The organism is Psychromonas ingrahamii 37 (genome assembly GCF_000015285.1).
GTDB classification, from domain to species: Bacteria; Pseudomonadota; Gammaproteobacteria; order Enterobacterales; family Psychromonadaceae; genus Psychromonas; species Psychromonas ingrahamii.
Map to the genome: position 1 here is coordinate 3,358,741 of NC_008709.1, position 17,294 is coordinate 3,376,034.

Annotated in this window: 14 protein-coding genes and 1 pseudogene; 6 read left to right on the plus strand and 9 right to left on the minus strand. The window is 40.1% G+C overall.

Translation table 11 applies throughout. The features are described 5' to 3' along the window. Positions 1-176 precede the first annotated feature (176 nt). On the plus strand, positions 177-1,427 hold the full coding sequence (gene lhgO / locus PING_RS14120; protein WP_011771002.1) for an L-2-hydroxyglutarate oxidase: 1,251 nt from the start codon (positions 177-179) through the stop codon (positions 1,425-1,427). A 195-nt stretch (positions 1,428-1,622) separates the two neighbouring features. On the opposite strand, the gene PING_RS21075 is transcribed toward lhgO, so the two are convergent. The 3 genes and pseudogenes from PING_RS21075 to PING_RS21905 form a co-directional block, all read right to left on the minus strand. Beyond that, entirely contained in the window at positions 1,623-1,874 is a 252-nt protein-coding gene (locus PING_RS21075; RefSeq protein ID WP_198134699.1) for a type 2 periplasmic-binding domain-containing protein, read from the minus strand. Positions 1,875-1,891: 17 nt separating this feature from the next. Further along, positions 1,892-2,551, minus strand: coding sequence for a LysR family transcriptional regulator (locus tag PING_RS14125; RefSeq protein WP_198134700.1), 660 nt, complete (start codon positions 2,549-2,551; stop codon positions 1,892-1,894). A gap of 650 nt (positions 2,552-3,201) precedes the next feature. Beyond that, positions 3,202-3,468: pseudogene (locus PING_RS21905) on the minus strand (2TM domain-containing protein). Between the two features lie 419 nt (positions 3,469-3,887). Here PING_RS21905 and PING_RS14140 point away from each other — a divergent pair. Then, positions 3,888-5,168 carry a cation:proton antiporter gene (locus tag PING_RS14140; RefSeq protein ID WP_011771003.1) on the plus strand — a complete coding sequence of 427 codons (1,281 nt, stop codon included), beginning with the start codon at positions 3,888-3,890 and terminating at the stop codon, positions 5,166-5,168. 217 nt (positions 5,169-5,385) lie between these two features. Here PING_RS14140 and PING_RS14145 read toward each other — a convergent pair whose 3' ends face one another. The 5 genes from PING_RS14145 to PING_RS14165 all read right to left on the minus strand — a co-directional run bounded on the left by PING_RS14145 (position 5,386) and on the right by PING_RS14165 (position 11,205). After that, complete coding sequence (locus PING_RS14145) at positions 5,386-6,312, minus strand: EamA family transporter (protein WP_011771004.1); 927 nt, start codon at positions 6,310-6,312, stop codon at positions 5,386-5,388. Between the two features lie 161 nt (positions 6,313-6,473). Further along, positions 6,474-7,193, minus strand: a complete 720-nt coding sequence (gene phnR, locus PING_RS14150; protein WP_041767334.1) for a phosphonate utilization transcriptional regulator PhnR — start codon at positions 7,191-7,193, stop codon at positions 6,474-6,476. A 68-nt stretch (positions 7,194-7,261) separates the two neighbouring features. Next, positions 7,262-8,986 (minus strand): putative 2-aminoethylphosphonate ABC transporter permease subunit, encoded by a 1,725-nt coding sequence (locus PING_RS14155; RefSeq protein WP_011771006.1) that lies wholly within the window; start codon positions 8,984-8,986, stop codon positions 7,262-7,264. A 10-nt stretch (positions 8,987-8,996) separates the two neighbouring features. Next, complete coding sequence (locus PING_RS14160) at positions 8,997-10,100, minus strand: putative 2-aminoethylphosphonate ABC transporter ATP-binding protein (protein ID WP_011771007.1); 1,104 nt, start codon at positions 10,098-10,100, stop codon at positions 8,997-8,999. Between the two features lie 97 nt (positions 10,101-10,197). After that, complete coding sequence (locus tag PING_RS14165) at positions 10,198-11,205, minus strand: putative 2-aminoethylphosphonate ABC transporter substrate-binding protein (protein ID WP_011771008.1); 1,008 nt, start codon at positions 11,203-11,205, stop codon at positions 10,198-10,200. A 259-nt stretch (positions 11,206-11,464) separates the two neighbouring features. Here PING_RS14165 and phnW point away from each other — a divergent pair, with 259 nt between their 5' ends. The 3 genes from phnW to phnX are packed head-to-tail and all read left to right on the plus strand — an operon-like array spanning position 11,465 to position 14,842. Next, positions 11,465-12,571 carry a 2-aminoethylphosphonate--pyruvate transaminase gene (gene phnW / locus PING_RS14170; RefSeq protein ID WP_011771009.1) on the plus strand — a complete coding sequence of 369 codons (1,107 nt, stop codon included), beginning with the start codon at positions 11,465-11,467 and terminating at the stop codon, positions 12,569-12,571. Further along, on the plus strand, positions 12,568-13,974 hold the full coding sequence (locus tag PING_RS14175; protein ID WP_011771010.1) for an aspartate aminotransferase family protein: 1,407 nt from the start codon (positions 12,568-12,570) through the stop codon (positions 13,972-13,974). The genes phnW and PING_RS14175 overlap by 4 nt, the downstream gene beginning before the upstream one ends. After that, entirely contained in the window at positions 13,955-14,842 is an 888-nt protein-coding gene (gene phnX / locus PING_RS14180; protein WP_011771011.1) for a phosphonoacetaldehyde hydrolase, read from the plus strand. Before PING_RS14175 ends, phnX begins: the two co-directional genes overlap by 20 nt. Positions 14,843-15,059: 217 nt before the next feature. Here phnX and PING_RS14185 read toward each other — a convergent pair whose 3' ends face one another. Then, positions 15,060-15,938, minus strand: coding sequence for an NAD(P)-dependent oxidoreductase (locus PING_RS14185; RefSeq protein WP_041766526.1), 879 nt, complete (start codon positions 15,936-15,938; stop codon positions 15,060-15,062). A gap of 349 nt (positions 15,939-16,287) precedes the next feature. Between PING_RS14185 and PING_RS19605 the strand changes: the two genes are divergently transcribed. Next, on the plus strand, positions 16,288-17,199 hold the full coding sequence (locus tag PING_RS19605) for a YgaP family membrane protein (protein WP_011771013.1): 912 nt from the start codon (positions 16,288-16,290) through the stop codon (positions 17,197-17,199). Positions 17,200-17,294 lie beyond the last annotated feature (95 nt).

A 17,294-nucleotide genomic window follows, 5' to 3' on the forward strand; every position in this document is an offset into this window, starting at 1 on the left:
AATTAGGTGATCTATTTAGGCGTTGGAAAAACCCATGAAAGCAAGGCATTGATTGCAGTAACTAGTTGTTCTAATTACAAAATCAAAAACGAAGCTAGCATGTGTTTCAACCAGCATAAATGTACAGAAAATTAATGGATTTGGTATTAATACTAATTCAGAAAAGGAAATAAAGAATGAAGGCAATGTATGATTATGTGATCATCGGCGGTGGTATTATTGGCGTATCAACAGCATGGCAACTGCAACAAAGATATCCTGAAAAATCGATTTTATTAGTAGAAAAAGAATCACAATTATCACGTCATCAAACCGGTCATAATAGTGGTGTTATCCATGCGGGTGTTTACTATAAACCAGGCAGTATGAAAGCGAAGTTCTGTAAAGCGGGCGTGAAAGCAACGACCGAATTTTGCAAAAAACACAATATCCCGGTGGAAAATTGTGGCAAGTTACTGGTCGCAACCAACCAGCTCGAATTAGAGCGTATGCAGGATCTTTATCAACGCTGTCATGAGAACGAGATTCACGCAATACTATTAAACCAGGCAGAACTAAAAATAAGAGAACCCAATATTCAGGGACTTGGGGCCATTTTTGTCGACTCTACCAGCATAGTAAATTACACCCTGGTCACCCAAAAAATGGCAGAAGAATTTGTGAAACTTGGCGGTAAAGTGATGTTAGATACCAAGGTTATCAATTTAGTGGAGTCTGCTGAAAACACCATTTTAACCTGCCAAAGCAGCGCTGAAGAAGTGAGCATTACGAGTCGTTTTCTCGTCTCTTGCTCAGGCCTAATGGCTGACCGAATCACTAAAATGCTCAATATAGAGACCGACTTTCAAATTATTCCTTATCGTGGCGAATACCATCAATTGCCCGCAAAGCACAATAATATTGTCAATCATCTGATTTATCCGATTCCAGATCCCGAACTCCCTTTTCTTGGTGTGCATCTAACTCGAATGATTGATGGTTCTGTCACTGTGGGACCGAATGCGGTGCAGGGCTGGAAACGCGAAGGTTATGGTAAAATAAATATTAATTTCCGCGATATTCTGGATATGCTCAGTTTCTCAGGATTCTGGAAAGTCACCAAGAACAACTTAAAATCAGGATTAATTGAAACCAAAAATTCATGGTGGAAACCAGGTTATTTGAAAATGGTCAATAAATACTGTGACCAGATTAAACTTGCTGACTTACTGCCTTATCCAGCCGGAATACGAGCTCAAGCAGTATTAAAAGATGGAAGCTTAGTTCATGACTTTCTCTTTGTAGAAAGCCCTCGCAGCTTGCACGTTTGTAATGCACCCTCACCCGCAGCCACATCGGCAATCCCGATCGGCAATTATATTTGTGACAAAATAATGGCAAAACAAGGCATTTCTAAGAGTGACGAATTATCCCAGAAATCATCTTAGTTTAAATTAAAGCTTATCTTTCTGATTTAAAAGCAACCAGGGCATAACATCTAGTTCTGTTCACTTAAGATAAGCGGATTTTTATTTCTGGCATCTCGTTTGGGTCTTGAATAAGACCCTTATAATGAAAAGCACATCCACACCATTTGATAACAGATCATATTGTAATATAATAATGCGTTACAGAATTTTTGTTTAAATCTTACGATTATAAAAATCACCTAATGTTTTAATAAACAAAGAGCGAACTCGGCTGACTGTGGTGGTTTTTTTAGTAATAGCCATAATTTCAGAACGATAAACACGCTGTTGCGGAGCCAAACATTTTAATGTTCCAGCATCAATATAAGACTGAGCGTAACTCTCGGGTAAAAATCCAATATAACGACCAGAAAGCAGCAAAGCTAAGCGAGAGTCATAGTTATACGCTGTTGCTTTAATACTCATATTGGCGAAGTGGCCATTCATATTTTCTGTGACTTCATACCCGAATAAACCGCAGGAAAACCGTCAATAACATCATCACTAAGCTCACTGTCCGACAAGCTAAAAAGCGGGCAATCATTGCTGCAATATAAATAGCATGTATTAGTAAAAATCATCTGATACTCCAAGCCATCGAGGCTACGATGATAAGGAATAAAACCGATATCAGCTTCTTCACTTAATACTTGTCGTTCAATTTCAGCCATCTTAGCGACTTCTGAAGTCAAATATACTTCACTTGCCACTTCAGCAAAATTCCGGAATACGGTGGGGATACCAGCACGTGAATCTAAACTTATCGTATCACTGAATAACACCGTTAAAGAGCCCGATAACTTCTCATCTAATCTGCTAATAATATTTCTAAAGTGATCCAACTCACTTAATAACTGCACCGTAGCATCATAAACCACTTGCCCTTCTTCTGAGAGTGAAAAACCAGCTCGACCACGACGACACAACGTTAAGTGCAGGCGAGACTCTAGGTTTGATATATGAAGACTGATTGTTGAACGACTGATATTCAGTTCGGTCTCAGCAGCAGAAAAACCACCACAATCAGCAACTGTTTTAAATATCTTTAATTGCTTAATTTCATAATCGGCGATCTGCCCAACAGGGAAAGATATTTTTGTCATTGTTACATGTCCATAAAACTTCAGATTTAAACCTAGGTATGTATCTAACGGATCAAATACGACTATTATGCTGCATCGTATATGAGTTTGTCGCGTTAGTCTTTGAAAAGAGTAACATTTTCAGTAGAGATAATGCATATTCAGGTGAGTTTAATAAGTAAAATAAATGAATAAGTTAGGATTAGTTCAATCTCATATTGAAAGGCTGAATATTGAAAAGCTCGACAGCCATATCTTTTTATTAATATAGAGACCCTGATTCTATAATCGATACAAATTAATGGAATTGCTCTTATGTTATCGGTAGGGTGCGCTCCATCTCCAATGTATTGCACAAGTCAGGCAATTAAATTCGATAATTTAGCCAATTTTGTATTTAAAGATGATGTAAATATGGTTAATCAAGTTAGTCGAGGATCGAATGATTTTAGGCATCAGGTCGAAGAGGTAAAAACACTCTGCCAAAGGAAATGGGAAAATCTGATCACTTAATTAATGCGTTTGGTATAATTATTGCTGAGCTTCGAAGACTCAGAATACATTAGTGCCAACCAACCATATTATCCTCGATATTATTACCTGCAGTATCAAGGCGGACCATACATTTCGCCCCTTTTAATATAATATTAAATTAATGTACAATGCGAATTTTATTTTTTCATTATCTCTTTTATCTTTTTCTCCTCCCAATCTTTACCTAGAAGCTTGCCTTTAATAATAAAAACATTTGACGCATGGATAGCAATACCAATCCCCCTGAAGATAGTTACCCAATAAAATCATAAACTGTCAGAACTTGTGACTAAATTGATAACCATAAGTATTATATTAATGGTAATGTACATGATAAAGTTTTGATAGAAGCCTTTTAATTCTTTCACACGTTTATTGGCCTCTTTGTACTTTTCGTCATTCATAACATCCCCTTTCTGGGCGGTATTTATATCAGCAGAATTTCATCAATTTATTTTGTTCTAAAACATAGAAAGCTTGTATTAATATTGAGTGGTTAGCTCTCTTTATTGAATCAATTCTTCTCACTTTTAGTGCAGTTTACTCTTAATAAAGTTGATTTATAAGCTAATCTATTGGCTTAGTCACTTTTTATTATATCTGACGGATAATAGAAAACTGAGTAAAAAACGGAAAGAAGAAAGCTGGACAGCCATAGATTAAATCCGTAACAGCTATTATTATTTTTTGAAAAAAAAGCTAAAACATTTAATATAGAGCTTCATTATTTACAGCCGACAGCCTTATAGCTTTACTGCTGACAGCCGACAGCCTATATAGCTCCTTTAAACTAAACTTATTTACTAATATACGAGAACTCTAAATGACGGTCTACGCAACTCTATGTTTTTTAGCCGCAGCAGCGATGCTAATTACATTCTTAAACAGTAAGATAGGTAAGATGCAAAGTACTATTGCAATTACCGCAGGCTCCTTAATCTTATCTTTACTAATAGTTATTGCGGGTAAAAATGGCTTTTCTCCATTACAAGAGATTGCCTCGGAGCAGCTTGCTAAAATTGATTTTAACAGTTTTCTGCTAAATGGTATTTTGGGCTTTTTATTATTTGCAGGTGGTTTAGGTATTAAGCTCGGTAATATCAAAGATCAAAAATGGGAAATCGCTGTACTCGCATTAGGGGCGACTTTATTTTCAACCTTTTTTATCGGTTATGTGCTGTTTTATATCTGTCAATTTTTAGATTTCCAGTTCGACCTTATCTACTGTCTGTTATTTGGTGCGCTTATATCCCCTACCGACCCTATTGCAGTACTTGCGATTGTTAAAAAGCTTAATGCTCCAAAACGTATATCGACACAAATTGAAGGCGAGTCATTATTCAATGATGGGTTTGGGCTGGTTATTTTTGTTACACTTTACAGCATTGCATTTTCAGATACCCAGCCGACCGCTTTAAGCATTACAGAGTTATTTTTGCATGAAGCCATAGGCGGGATTATATACGGACTTGCATTAGGTTTATTGTTCCATTATTTGATCAGTGCCACCAATGATCACTCGATGGAATTATTGCTGACGCTTGGTATCCCCAGTGCAGGTTATGTTTTTGCTCCTATTATTGGCGTTTCCGGCCCGCTTGCTATGGTTGTCTCAGGTATTATGATTGGCAACTGGACGCGTATTAATGGCTTCTCCAAAGAAAGTATCAAACTGCTCGATCATTTTTGGGAGCTGATTGATGAATTTTTAAACGGCATTCTTTTTCTATTGATTGGTTTAAGTATGTTGGAATACAGCTTCCATCGGGAAGATTGGGTTTTAATGGTGATTGCTGTTCCATTAACATTAACAGCACGTTACCTCAGTATTAAATTCTCTTATGTGGCTTTTAAACGATTCCGTGAATATAACCCTTACTCTGTGTCGGTATTAACCTGGGGAGGCTTGCGTGGTGGATTGGCGTTAGCGATGGCAATGGCAATCCCAGCCGGTGTTATAATTATCCCGAGCAAACAAATAGATGTGCGCGAAATCATTCTGGTGATGACCTACTCAGCTGTATTTTTCTCAATTTTAGTACAAGGTTCAACCATCACGCCGCTGATTAATAAAGCGAAAGCATGGCAGGAAAAACAAAAATAGTCATTAATACCTAACAGGGTCTTTGATTTGGTGATAGCCGTTAAAACAACTTGTTCCTATCACTATTCCATTAATGATCGGGCAAAGCCCTTTTTTTATCGCCTATAAAGTGAGTTAATCGAATAACTCACTTCGCTTTTTTCTTTAAGTAACAACTCGATTTCACTAAGCCGGAAGGCTAAGGATAATCACAGAGCACTATTTATTATTCACCTTGTTAAATAACCACCAGCAAACCGCAGAAAATAAAACCACAGCCTATTATTCGTGTGAAATAGAGTTTTTCTTTTAACCAGTACGACCCCATCAGCAAACCAAAAACAATGCTTATTTGTCTTAATGCCACCACTAAACTGACATTATCAGTTAATAACATCGCATTAAGGACCAAAGCGTAGGTTATGCCCATCATTAACCCCGCTATACAGGCTTGCTTTTTTATTCTCCAGGCTTCAGTAAACTCTTGGTATTGACCCCTTAATATAAAATAAATCGCTAATGGCAAAGCCGTTGCCCAAAACTGAGCCCCTAAATAAAATATTGAAATCAGTTGATCAGATAAAATAGGCGGAGTCAGTTGATCATTATCAATCTTATTCAACTGTTCAGATAAAATAGACAGAGCCATTTTATCAATAATTGAATAACCCGTGGTGCCGAGTGCAGCAACCGCAGCCCATAATATTCCTGTGTTTAAATAGCGGTTGAAACTTAGTTCCCTGAAGCGTTGCAGGGGTACAAATAAGCAACCAAGGGTGATTAAGGCAAACCCTAACCACTGTAATGGTGAAAGCACTTGTCCCATCCAAAAGGATAAACTGCCTACCAAAAGTACCGGTAATGCTCGAGCCATAGGGTAAACCAGCCCCACCTCTGCTTTCTGATAAGCAAAACCTAATGCTAATAAATAGATAATTTGGAAGAGTCCACCGATCAATAACAAACCCCAAAATTCGGCAGAAAAAACGGCATCACCCGCTTGAAAATAAAACCATAATAAATAAGGACTAAGTAATAAAGCAGAACAAAATGCACTCATAAAAAAGAATGCCTGCACTGAGCCTTTATTCGATTTCCCAATAATATTCCAGCTTGCATGTAATAAAGCCGAAAGAACAACTAAAATAATTGCCGCAACAGGCATACACACAAACCTTCACCAGCCGATAGCGCTGAATAGTAAATAGAATAATAAACACAAAAAAACTGCCCGAAGCAGCTGAAAGCAGAGCGATCAGACTGATTGTTTAACAGACTTTCCCAAACACCATTTACAAGCACCCTTTACAAGCACCCAGCGAACACTCAGCCGAGGGTTGATTCTGCATTTAATTGTGCAGTTGATTCAATGCAAATTGCATCATGCCGCCAATACTCTAAATCACAATCAATTAACAGACCATTTTGATCGTAATTAATACGCTCCACCAGCATCGCGGGGCTACCAGGCGTTGCACGTAATACCTGTGCAATTTCGCCAAATAAACAGGTGGTACTGACGCGATAATGAGTGGTTTGATAACGCACTGCATAATATTTTAAATAAACGTCCGTCAGCGAAGGTGTAAAATCATGATCCAATAAATCTGGAAAATGGGCCGCTTTAATAAAATTACTGACGTAAACCACCGGCCTATCTTCTAAAAAGCGGACGCGCTTTATATGGTAAATATCAGTTAGCATAGGCACCTGTAATAATGCGGCTGCTTGCTTAGTAGCGAGCACTTTTCTGGCTTCAATCAATTTACTGAATCCTGCACGGCCCTGATTGTTTGCCATGCTCATAAAATTAAAAGTTGAACTTGGGTCATAACGTAAAGGTTCCGGGCAAACAAACCAGCCGCGCCTGTCTTCCCGATAAAGACGCGCTTCAGCTTCAAGAGATGAAAGTGCAGCGCGCATTGTTACGCGTGTTGTGGAAAATGCCTCGGCTAATTTACGCTCTGAGGGTAACTTTTGTCTTGCGGGCAACAGTCCGCTGTCAATTTGTTCAACAATGGTTTCTTTTATTTTTAAATACTGCACCGTTTTTCCTTTAATAAAATCATTCTGACCGAGTTTATAAACAGGCCACTTAATTAGTGGAATTGATATCACTTTTGTCGCCAACCCTGAGTGCTTTTTTCAAAAAAATTATAAAGCAGTAAATGCACTATTTTAGCAAACAGCGCAGCGCACATAATCATTACCGCCATCGCGGCAGCCGAGCCCGTTTGCCCCGCGTCACTCATATTTAATACCGACACCGATGCCGGTATAGTGTCCGTTGAATAGAGAAAAATAACCGCCGAGGTGGTGGTTAACGCATTAATAAAAAGATACGCCGCAATATCTAATACGGCAGGTAAACACACCGGCAGAGTCACTTTATAAAACAATTTATATTGCGGTAACTTAATCGATGCGGCACTCGATTCTAACTCCGCAGGCAATTGTTTAAGCGCGGTGACGGCAGTCATATGCCCGACAGTGTAATAGTGAATAACCGTATTAAGCGCCAATAATAACATCGAACCATACAATATATTTAAGGGGTTATCGATATGATTAAAAAAGAAAATATAACCCAATCCTAGTACCATACCTGGAATCGCCATCGGCAAAAGACTTAACATTTGCAGGGTACGGCGAAGCACGGTAAAAGAACGACTTTTCTCCATTGAATAGGCACCAACAAAAATGAATAGCGTCCCTATTAATGCTGTCCAACTACCCAACTGTAGAGAGTTCCAAAATGGACTCCAGCCGTAAGCGCTCATCTCAGCAAAGTTATAATGATTAAAAGACAGCGCCTTATTCCAGGGCCAGAAAGTCACTAATGATCCATAAACCGCCATGCCTAAAATAATTAAAACCATCAGTGAAATCAGTAAACAATAGATAAAACAGATGCTGTCCCTTACCGGCTGAGGGGATGGTTGATAAGGCACAGAGCGGCTATCAAAGAGATTTTGCTGCTTTTTTTGTACCCAGCGATCCACCGCAAAGGCTAATAATGCCGGTAATAACAGAAGCAAACTGACCACCGCCGCCATCGAAAAATTCTGCTGACCAACGACTTGTTTAAAGATATCCGTGGCTAACACGTTATAACTCCCTCCAATCACCTTAGGTACACCAAAATCACAGATAACCAAGGTAAAAATAACAATCAAAGTGCTGATCAGGCCATATTTTGCCGCGGGCAAGGTGATCACAAAAAAGGTTTTAAAAGACGATGTTTTTAAGGCTTTGGCACTTTCATAAAGCCGTGCATCGGAGGTACTCAGTGAGGTACTTAAGATCATTAACGCATGAGGAAAAGTCCAGAAAACCAGTCCTATTGAAATACCGATAAATCCATAGACTGAATTTCCTAATAACAATTCTTTTGCAATACCTTGATTACCAAATAAAAAAATTAAACTAATCGCGGGTAATAAAGAAGGCGCTAAAATGGGTGCCATGCCTAAGACTTTAAATAATCCCTTAAACGGCATACATGAACGGGTTAAAGCAAAGGCATAAAAAAAGGCCAAACTGCCCACAATTGCAGTGACCACAATACCCAGGGTAAATGAGTTTTTAACCGAGAACCATAACGCCGCAGATGAAAAGTATAAAAGAAAATTTGCCACGCCCACAAACTGTCCATCACTATTAAAAATACTGCTGCTTAATATCGACAATAAAGGGGCAACAACAAAGAGCAGCAGTACACCCGTGAGTAGTAGCAGTATTAAAAGCAGAATAATTTTATCTCGACTCACCCGCTTAAAATAAGTGTTGATAAGGGAAGGCTGCGCGACGGTTTTAAGTGCCGTATCTATTACATTCATAAATAAATTCCTAAGCGGCGACAACGGTAGGCTTGCTTTTATAGGTTGGTGAATAAGTGCGTATTTGGGTCGTATCTATGGCTAGATTGCGTGTTTGTTGTGATTTTAAATTTAGTTTTCTGGCTTCTCGTACGGGTACGTTAACGTAAATGCTCGGTGCCGATAATTCATCCCACAATTGGCATTCCACCTGATAATAAGCGCCCTGAAATTCGATAAATTGAATTTTAACTGAAATACTGTTTTCACTCTCAGAGCAAAAATATAAACATTCCGGGCGAATAGCAAGATCCACCAGACCGCTCTTAATACCCTTAATCGGGGTGTTTTCCGGGATCTTTAATAGACTCTCTCCGATTCTGATAAACGATTTATTAATAATTGAAGCTGAAATAAAGTTCATGGTGCCGACAAAGTTCGCAACAAAACGTGTTGCAGGTTGTTCATAAATTTCCTGTGGAGACCCAATTTGCTCAATCACGCCCTGGTTCATTACGACAATACGATCCGCCATCGCTAATGCTTCTTCCTGATCATGTGTGACCATTACCGAGGTGATGCCTAATTTTTTTTGTAACCGGCAGATTTCTTCACGTAAATAAGTACGCACCTTTGCATCTAAGGCTGACAGTGGTTCATCTAATAATAATAATCCCGGTGATAATGCCAATGCACGCGCTAATGCGACACGTTGTTGTTGTCCACCCGACAGCTGGTTAGGGTATTGATTTGCAAAGTCAGTCAGTCCTACCATTGCAAGCCATTTATTAACTAGATTAATGCAGTCATAATTAGAGTGACCCTGATTCTTTAAACCCAGTGCAATATTATCCTGCACCGTTAAATTAGGAAAAAGCGCATAGGATTGAAAAACGATGCCAAAATCTCTTTTTTCCGGCGGCAAATGGGTAATATCAGTACCCGCTTGAACCATAAGGCCGGAAGTCACCGCTTCTAACCCCGCAATACAGCGCAGCAGTGTGGTTTTTCCACAACCTGACGGGCCTAAAAAACACACAAATTCGCCTTCTTTAATGCTAAAAGATATTTTCTCCAGTGCAGTAAATTGGCCAAATTTTTTGACTACATTGTCGATATTAAGATATGTTTGCATAATAAAAACCTGACTATTAATAAAAATAATAATGCACTTATTCTTTGGATCTAAAAAAAGAAAATAAGGAGGTTAACCTCCTTATTTTTGGGATGACTTAACTTCTTGGTTCTGATTTGCTATCGAATTTTTCAGACCATGTTTTTAACACTTGTGCTCTCTGGTCACCCATACGCGCAAAATCCATTTTTGCCATCACGGGTTTCACATTCGGGAAGTTTTTGACTTCTTTATGTACGTCTTTATGCCCAACCACAGGGTACACTTCTATATATAATTCATTCGCTTGTTTGGAAACAGACCAGTCAACAACACGTTTAGCTGCAGCATTGTCTTTTACTAAACCCACCGCTTCAGATTCCCAACCAATTCCCTCGGGCGTCACTAATGTCAGTGGTGCACCTTGTGTTTTTAGCTTAGTGCCGCGACTTGCCATGGAAATACCAATAGCCACTTCGCCCATGCCTGCCTGCACACAAGGTTTTGAACCCGAATGTGTATAATGAGAGATATTTTTATCCAATTCTGTCATGTAGTTCCAGGCTTTTCCTTCACCCATATTTTGTAACCATGCTGATACCTGCATATAACCCGTACCCGATGAGGCTGGATTTGGCATAGCGATATGACCTTTATAGACAGGTTTTGTTAAATCATCCCATGATGTTGGCAGTGGTAAGTTGTACTGTTCAGCCACTATATCGTTAAAACAAATAGCATTAAAAAAGGCATCATTACCAAACCAGGCCTGATCCGCCTGAGGATCATTTAACGAGGGATCTAACGCGGCGAGACCTTTTGGTGTATAAGTTTTTAAGATGCCTTCAGTTTTTAATAAAGCCATTGAAGATCCTGCGAGTCCCCAAACAACTTCGGCACGGGGGTTATTCTTTTCGGCTAATAATTTTGCGGTCATAATACCCGTTGAATCACGTACCCATTTGATAGAAATATCCGGATTATCATTTTCAAAAGCGTTTTTATATTTTGCTAAAAGGTCTGTTTCAAATGCGGTATAAACCGTTACATTCTGTGTTGCATAACTATTTGCAGCACATAATGCCAACGCTGCTGCGAGTGTTGTTTTTATCAAACGAGTTTTCATATTAATCTCCAGGTTCTTAATAAGTTGTGCGCTAATTGGTATGTACCAGTTTCAAGTGTTAACTGTACAGCCCGTTTGTGACAGAATTATTAAATAAATATGATGGTGTTATTTATAGCCACAACCCCTTTATAAATAGCAAAATGCAAATATTAAGCTTTTGTGAAACTTGCTGTCTCACTCTTTACCAGGGTATTTTTTAGTATTAAAGTAATAGACAATTCTGGTCTACACCAAAAACCAAATAAAAAGAGGCATTATGAACAATGAATATTTACTACTGACCCCCGGGCCGTTATCAACCTCTAAAACAGTGCGTAATGCCATGCTTAAAGATTGGTGTACTTGGGATGATCAATATAATAAAGAAATTGTTGAGGTGATTAGGGATAAACTGGTAAAGCTTGCCACCACACAAAAAAACTATACCTGCGTTTTAATGCAGGGCTCGGGCACGGCGTCCGTTGAAGCGACCATCGGCAGTGTTATCGACAAACAAGGCAAATTATTAGTCATTGATAATGGCTCCTATGGTGCGAGAATGGCCGAAATTGCGCACTATCTTGCGCTTGACTGTGTTGTGCTTGCACCCGGTGAAACAACTCAGCCTGATTTACAACTGCTTGAAAGCACGCTGCTTAATGACCCGAAGATTACTCATGTTGCTATGGTGCACTGCGAAACCACCACGGGAATGTTAAATCCCCTTGAAGATTTTTGTCGCATTGCTAAAGCCCATAACAAAGTCACTATTGTCGATGCTATGTCCAGTTTTGGTGGCATTGAGATGGATATTGGGCAATTGAATATCGACTTTATGATTAGCTCTGCCAATAAATGCATTCAAGGTGTGCCCGGGTTTGCTTTTGTGATTGCTAAACAGAGTGTTTTGCAGGAATGCAAAGGGTTAGCCCGTTCACTGACCTTAGATTTATATGCTCAGTGGCAATGTATGCAGGAAAATAATGGTAAATGGCGATTCACCTCACCCACTCATACGGTACGTGCATTTTATCAGGCCTTGCTGGAATTAGAAGAAGAAGGCGGCATTGGAGAGCGTCAACAACGTTATATCACTAACCAAAAAAAATTAGTAACAGGCATGCGTGAATTAGGTTTTAAAACACTTTTACCCGATGCTCTACATTCGCCGATTATCACTTCATTCCATTCTCCAAGCTCACCTGAATATGACTTCAAACGTTTCTATGTGTTATTAAAAGCAGCAGGTTTTGTGATTTATCCGGGCAAAGTATCCAATGCCGATTGTTTCCGTATTGGCAATATTGGCGAGGTTTATCCTGAAGATATTGATAAGCTAATGATTGCCATAAAAAATGTTATTTACTGGCAAGTCGCTGCATGAATAAAGTCATGCCTGATAAGGCACATCTGCGCAGTGAAGGTGATCTAAATACCACAAAAGCCAGGCAAGACTGGCAACATAAACAGCAGCATCAACAGACAAAAACACTGCTAAAACGGGATGCCGATGTGTTTTTACATCAAGCTATGTCAACACCCTGTTTAAACAGTTTAGCGTCAGCTGAAGGTATTTATATCACCGACAGCAGTGGTCATTCTTATATGGATTTCCACGGTAATAATGTCCATCAATTAGGTTATGGCCACCCTGTACTGATTGAAAAAGTAACCAAGCAAATAAGTCAATTACCCTTTTCACCGCGGCGTTTTACTAATGAAACGGCCATTGAATGCGCTGAAAAGCTCAGTGAGATTTGCGGTGGAGAGTTAAACCGGGTGTTATTTGCACCCGGTGGCACCTCGGTGATTGGCATGGCATTAAAACTGGCGCGATATATTAGTGGAAATTATAAAGTAGTTTCCCTTTGGGATTCCTTTCACGGAGCGTCACTGGATGCGATTTCAGTCGGGGGAGAAGCCTGTTTTCGTGAAGGTATGGGGCCATTAATGGCAGGCGTTGAGCGTATTCCACCGCCTGTTACCTACCGTGGTGCATTGACCAGTCCCGATGGTAGTGATCTGCATTATGCGGATTACCTTGAATATGTAATTGAAAAAGAAGGCGGCATTGGGGCTTTTATTGCAGAAGCCGTGCGAAATACCGATGTGCAGGTGCCAAGCAAAGCTTACTGGAAACGTATTCGTGAGATTTGTGATAAACATAATGTGTTATTAATTATCGATGATATCCCTAACGGCATGGGCCGCAGTGGCCACTGGTTTACTCATCAGGCATTTGATATTGAACCCGATATTCTTTGTATCGGCAAAGGCTTAGGGGGCGGATTAGTACCGATGGCCGCCATGATAACCAAAGATAAATACAATACCGCTACCCATATTTCTCTGGGGCATTATACCCATGAGAAAAGCCCTATTGGTTGCGCAGCGGCACTTGCTACCATCCAAATCATTGAACAGGAGCAACTGCTCAGTCAAGTTAAGCTGCATAGTTTATATATTGAGCAGCGTTTATTAAAGCTTAAAGAAAATCACCCTTTGATTGGTGATATCCGCGGCATTGGTTTGCTCTGGGCGGTAGAATTAGTGACCGATAGAAACACTAAAACCCGCGCATTTGATCAAGCCGAAGCCCTGTTATATGAATGCCTGGCACAAGGGCTTAGCTTTAAAATATCTCAGGGTAATGTGATCCAGCTCAGCCCCCCGCTTATTATCAGCCACACACAATTACAGAATGCACTTGATCTCTTTGAACAAGCCCTTAAAAATATAACTCAGGATTCACATTATGAAGAATGCCATGAACAGCACCATAAATAACGACATAAATAACGACATAAATAACGACATAAATAACGACATAAATAACACACAATCAAACTCCCCTATTGAAGCAGTTATCTTTGACTGGGCCGGTACTATTGTTGACTTTGGCTCATTTGCACCAACCACTATTTTTGTGGAATCTTTTCAAAAAGAGTATGACTTTGCCATTACCCTGCAGGAAGCACGTGTACCCATGGGACTCGGTAAATGGGATCATATTCAAGCGGTGGGTAAATTACCGAGTGTAGCAACCCGCTGGCAAGCACAGTTTGGTAAAGCCATGGACAATGCCGATATTGACCAGATCTACAATACTTTTATTCCCCTGCAAAAAGTCAAAGTGGTTGATCATGCAGACCCTATTTTAAATGCGATTAACGTGGTGAATGATTTAAAAAAACAGGGCATCAAAATTGGATCATGCAGCGGTTATCCGCGTGCCGTAATGGATGTATTGATTCCTGCTGCTGCCGAAAATGGCTATTTACCCGATTGTGTTGTGGCCACTGACGATTTACCTTACGGTGGCCGACCTGCACCTCATATGGCCCTTAAAAATGTAATTGAACTTGGGGTTAACAGTGTAACAAACTGTATTAAAGTCGATGATTCGACACCGGGTATTGAGGAAGGCCATAATGCAGGGATGTGGACGGTGGCACTTTTATTGTCAGGAAATGAAGCGGGATTAACGGCACAGGAATATCAACAGGCAAGTGTACAGACCTTGAATAAAGCGCGTGAAAAAGCACGTTTAATTATGAAAAAATCCAATCCGCATTATTTGATTGATACTATTAACGATTTACCTGCTGTGATCAAAGAGATTGAGTTACGTTTAATCAAAGGTGAGCGTCCATAACAATTACCCCTGAACCCTTATCTTAAATTAGAGGGCTGAAATAACTTAGCCCTCTAAACAAGTTGAGATAAAAGGTCTTTTTTTATCATTGTTCTATTTTTACCACACGCATCTGCCGCTTTACCGCTTATATTTTATTCTACAACCACAGTGTACAACGTCAATCTTTTCAGCGTTTTGTTTGATTGGCTTTAGTCAATCTGAGCCTGACCAAAGATTATTTATCGGTAAATTTTTCTAACCGGGCATGTAAGCTTGCGGTGTCCCAGCGACTTCCCCCCATGCCTTGCACTTCACCATAAAACTGATCGACTACTGCTGTCACTGGTAAGTTTGCCTTATTGTGGCGTGCTTCATTAAGCGTAATCGCTAAATCTTTGCGCATCCAGTCAACCGCAAAACCAAATTCATAACTATTGTCGATCATTGCCTGATGACGATTCTCCATTTGCCACGACTGCGCCGCGCCTTTGGAGATCACATCAATGACTTTATTGACATCAAGATCGGCACATTTGGCAAAATGAATCGCCTCAGCCAAGCCTTGCACCGCGCCGGCAATACAGATCTGGTTAACCATTTTAGCCAGCTGACCACTGCCCACATCACCAATCCGTTCAGCACAGCGAGCATAGGCATCAATAACCGGACACACTTTCTCAAATACCGCGCTGTCACCGCCAATCATAATGGTTAAAATACCCTTTTCTGCGCCCGCCTGACCACCGGATACCGGTGCGTCGAGAAATCCTTTGCCTTGCTCAGCACAGAGCGCTGCCAGTTCACGAGCAACATCGGCAGATGCCGTTGTATGATCAACTAATATAGCGCCGCTCTTCATTCCTGCCAGCATGCCATCTTCACCCAAAACAACCGCGCGTAAATCATTGTCATTGCCAACACAGCTAAACACAATTTCAGCGTCTTGAGCGGCTTCACGTGGAGTCAGGCCTATGCTGCCCTGATATTGTTGCTGCCACTTCTGTGCCTTGGCTAATGTGCGGTTATAGACACAAACATCATGACCCGCCTGCTTTAAAAATCCTGCCATCGGGTAACCCATAACGCCTAAGCCGATAAATGCAACCTTCATAATAATGCTCCTTTCTTGAATAAATGAGTGATTAAAAATGATAAACGGCTATGGAAATATAAAAGGCTAAAGTGCCGAATATCCAAACCTTTTATTGATGAAATTAATATTATGCCGATTAAAATCAGAATGTATTTTTTTCAACTAAAAATGCGATAAGAAAGTAAATAGATTAATCTAAAGCCTATAGCAGTTAGCAGTTAGCAGTTAGCAGTTAGCAGTTAGCACAAAAGTGAGCGTCAATAGGTTTTATTTTGCACTGGTACTGCGCACAATTTTGTATCTACGGCATAGATTATCCACTTTTTTTTTATATACTCTAATAGTAAAAGATTCAATTGGAGAATAAATAATGGCAATAAAAAATACCGAGCTAATCAACGAAAATCGAATTGACCGCAGCCTGCGTGCTTTTGTGGGGCTTGCCTGCCTGCAAATTGCTTACTTTTGGCTCAGTGGATGGTGGATGACCCTTTTTTATCTGTTAAGCGCAGTTCTGTTTTTGACTGCCGCTGTTGGATTTTGCCCTCTTTACCGGGTGCTAGGTCTGCGCAGTAACAACAAACAGAGTACCGCCGGTAAAGTGTGGCTGACGATCGCCGCACTGGTTTTTATTACACAACTTGTGCTTGGCAGTTACGCCAGTCATTTCTTTTCCAAGAAATTTTACCTTGAAGACTTTAATGTTATGAATAACAACTACAAACAGGCGCTATTTTTTACCGGACAGGAAAACAGGGCAAAGGCGATAGACAATTACGACCAACTTCGAATCAATTACGCGCGTTTTAAGAATAAATATCTGGCCTATCATCCCTACGCTCTTAAAGGTGATGGTCAGTTTAATGACGATCTAATCCGAATTGAAGAGATACTGACCGAAACAGCAGACAATGTTCGAAGCGGTGATCTGCATCAGGCACACTTGATGCTCGAAAAAGTCCGCCCTGTTTTTCAGAATATTTTTAAACGTAACAACTTCTCGATGCTGGCGGTCACACTGATTGATTTTCACGATACCATGGAGTTAATGCTCACAGCTGCAACGCTCAAGGATGCAACTCAAGTAAAGGCCCTTTACCCACAAGTAGACAAAAAACTGCAGGCCATAGAAGTTGAAGCCAACGATGCCGACATTCAGGCTATCCGCGACAATCTGGAGACATTATTCAAGCTCGCCAAAAGTGGCGCGGTTGAACAGCTGACAGCACAGGGTAAAAAGCTCAAAAGCAGTTTTGTGAAGGTCTATTTGCAGCGCGGCTAGAGAGGAATTGACCCGAAAAAAACAGCGCCAAAAGTCTAATACCCCGTTGGCGCTGTTTTTTAAATGAATACATTACACAATGTACAACTTTGCTG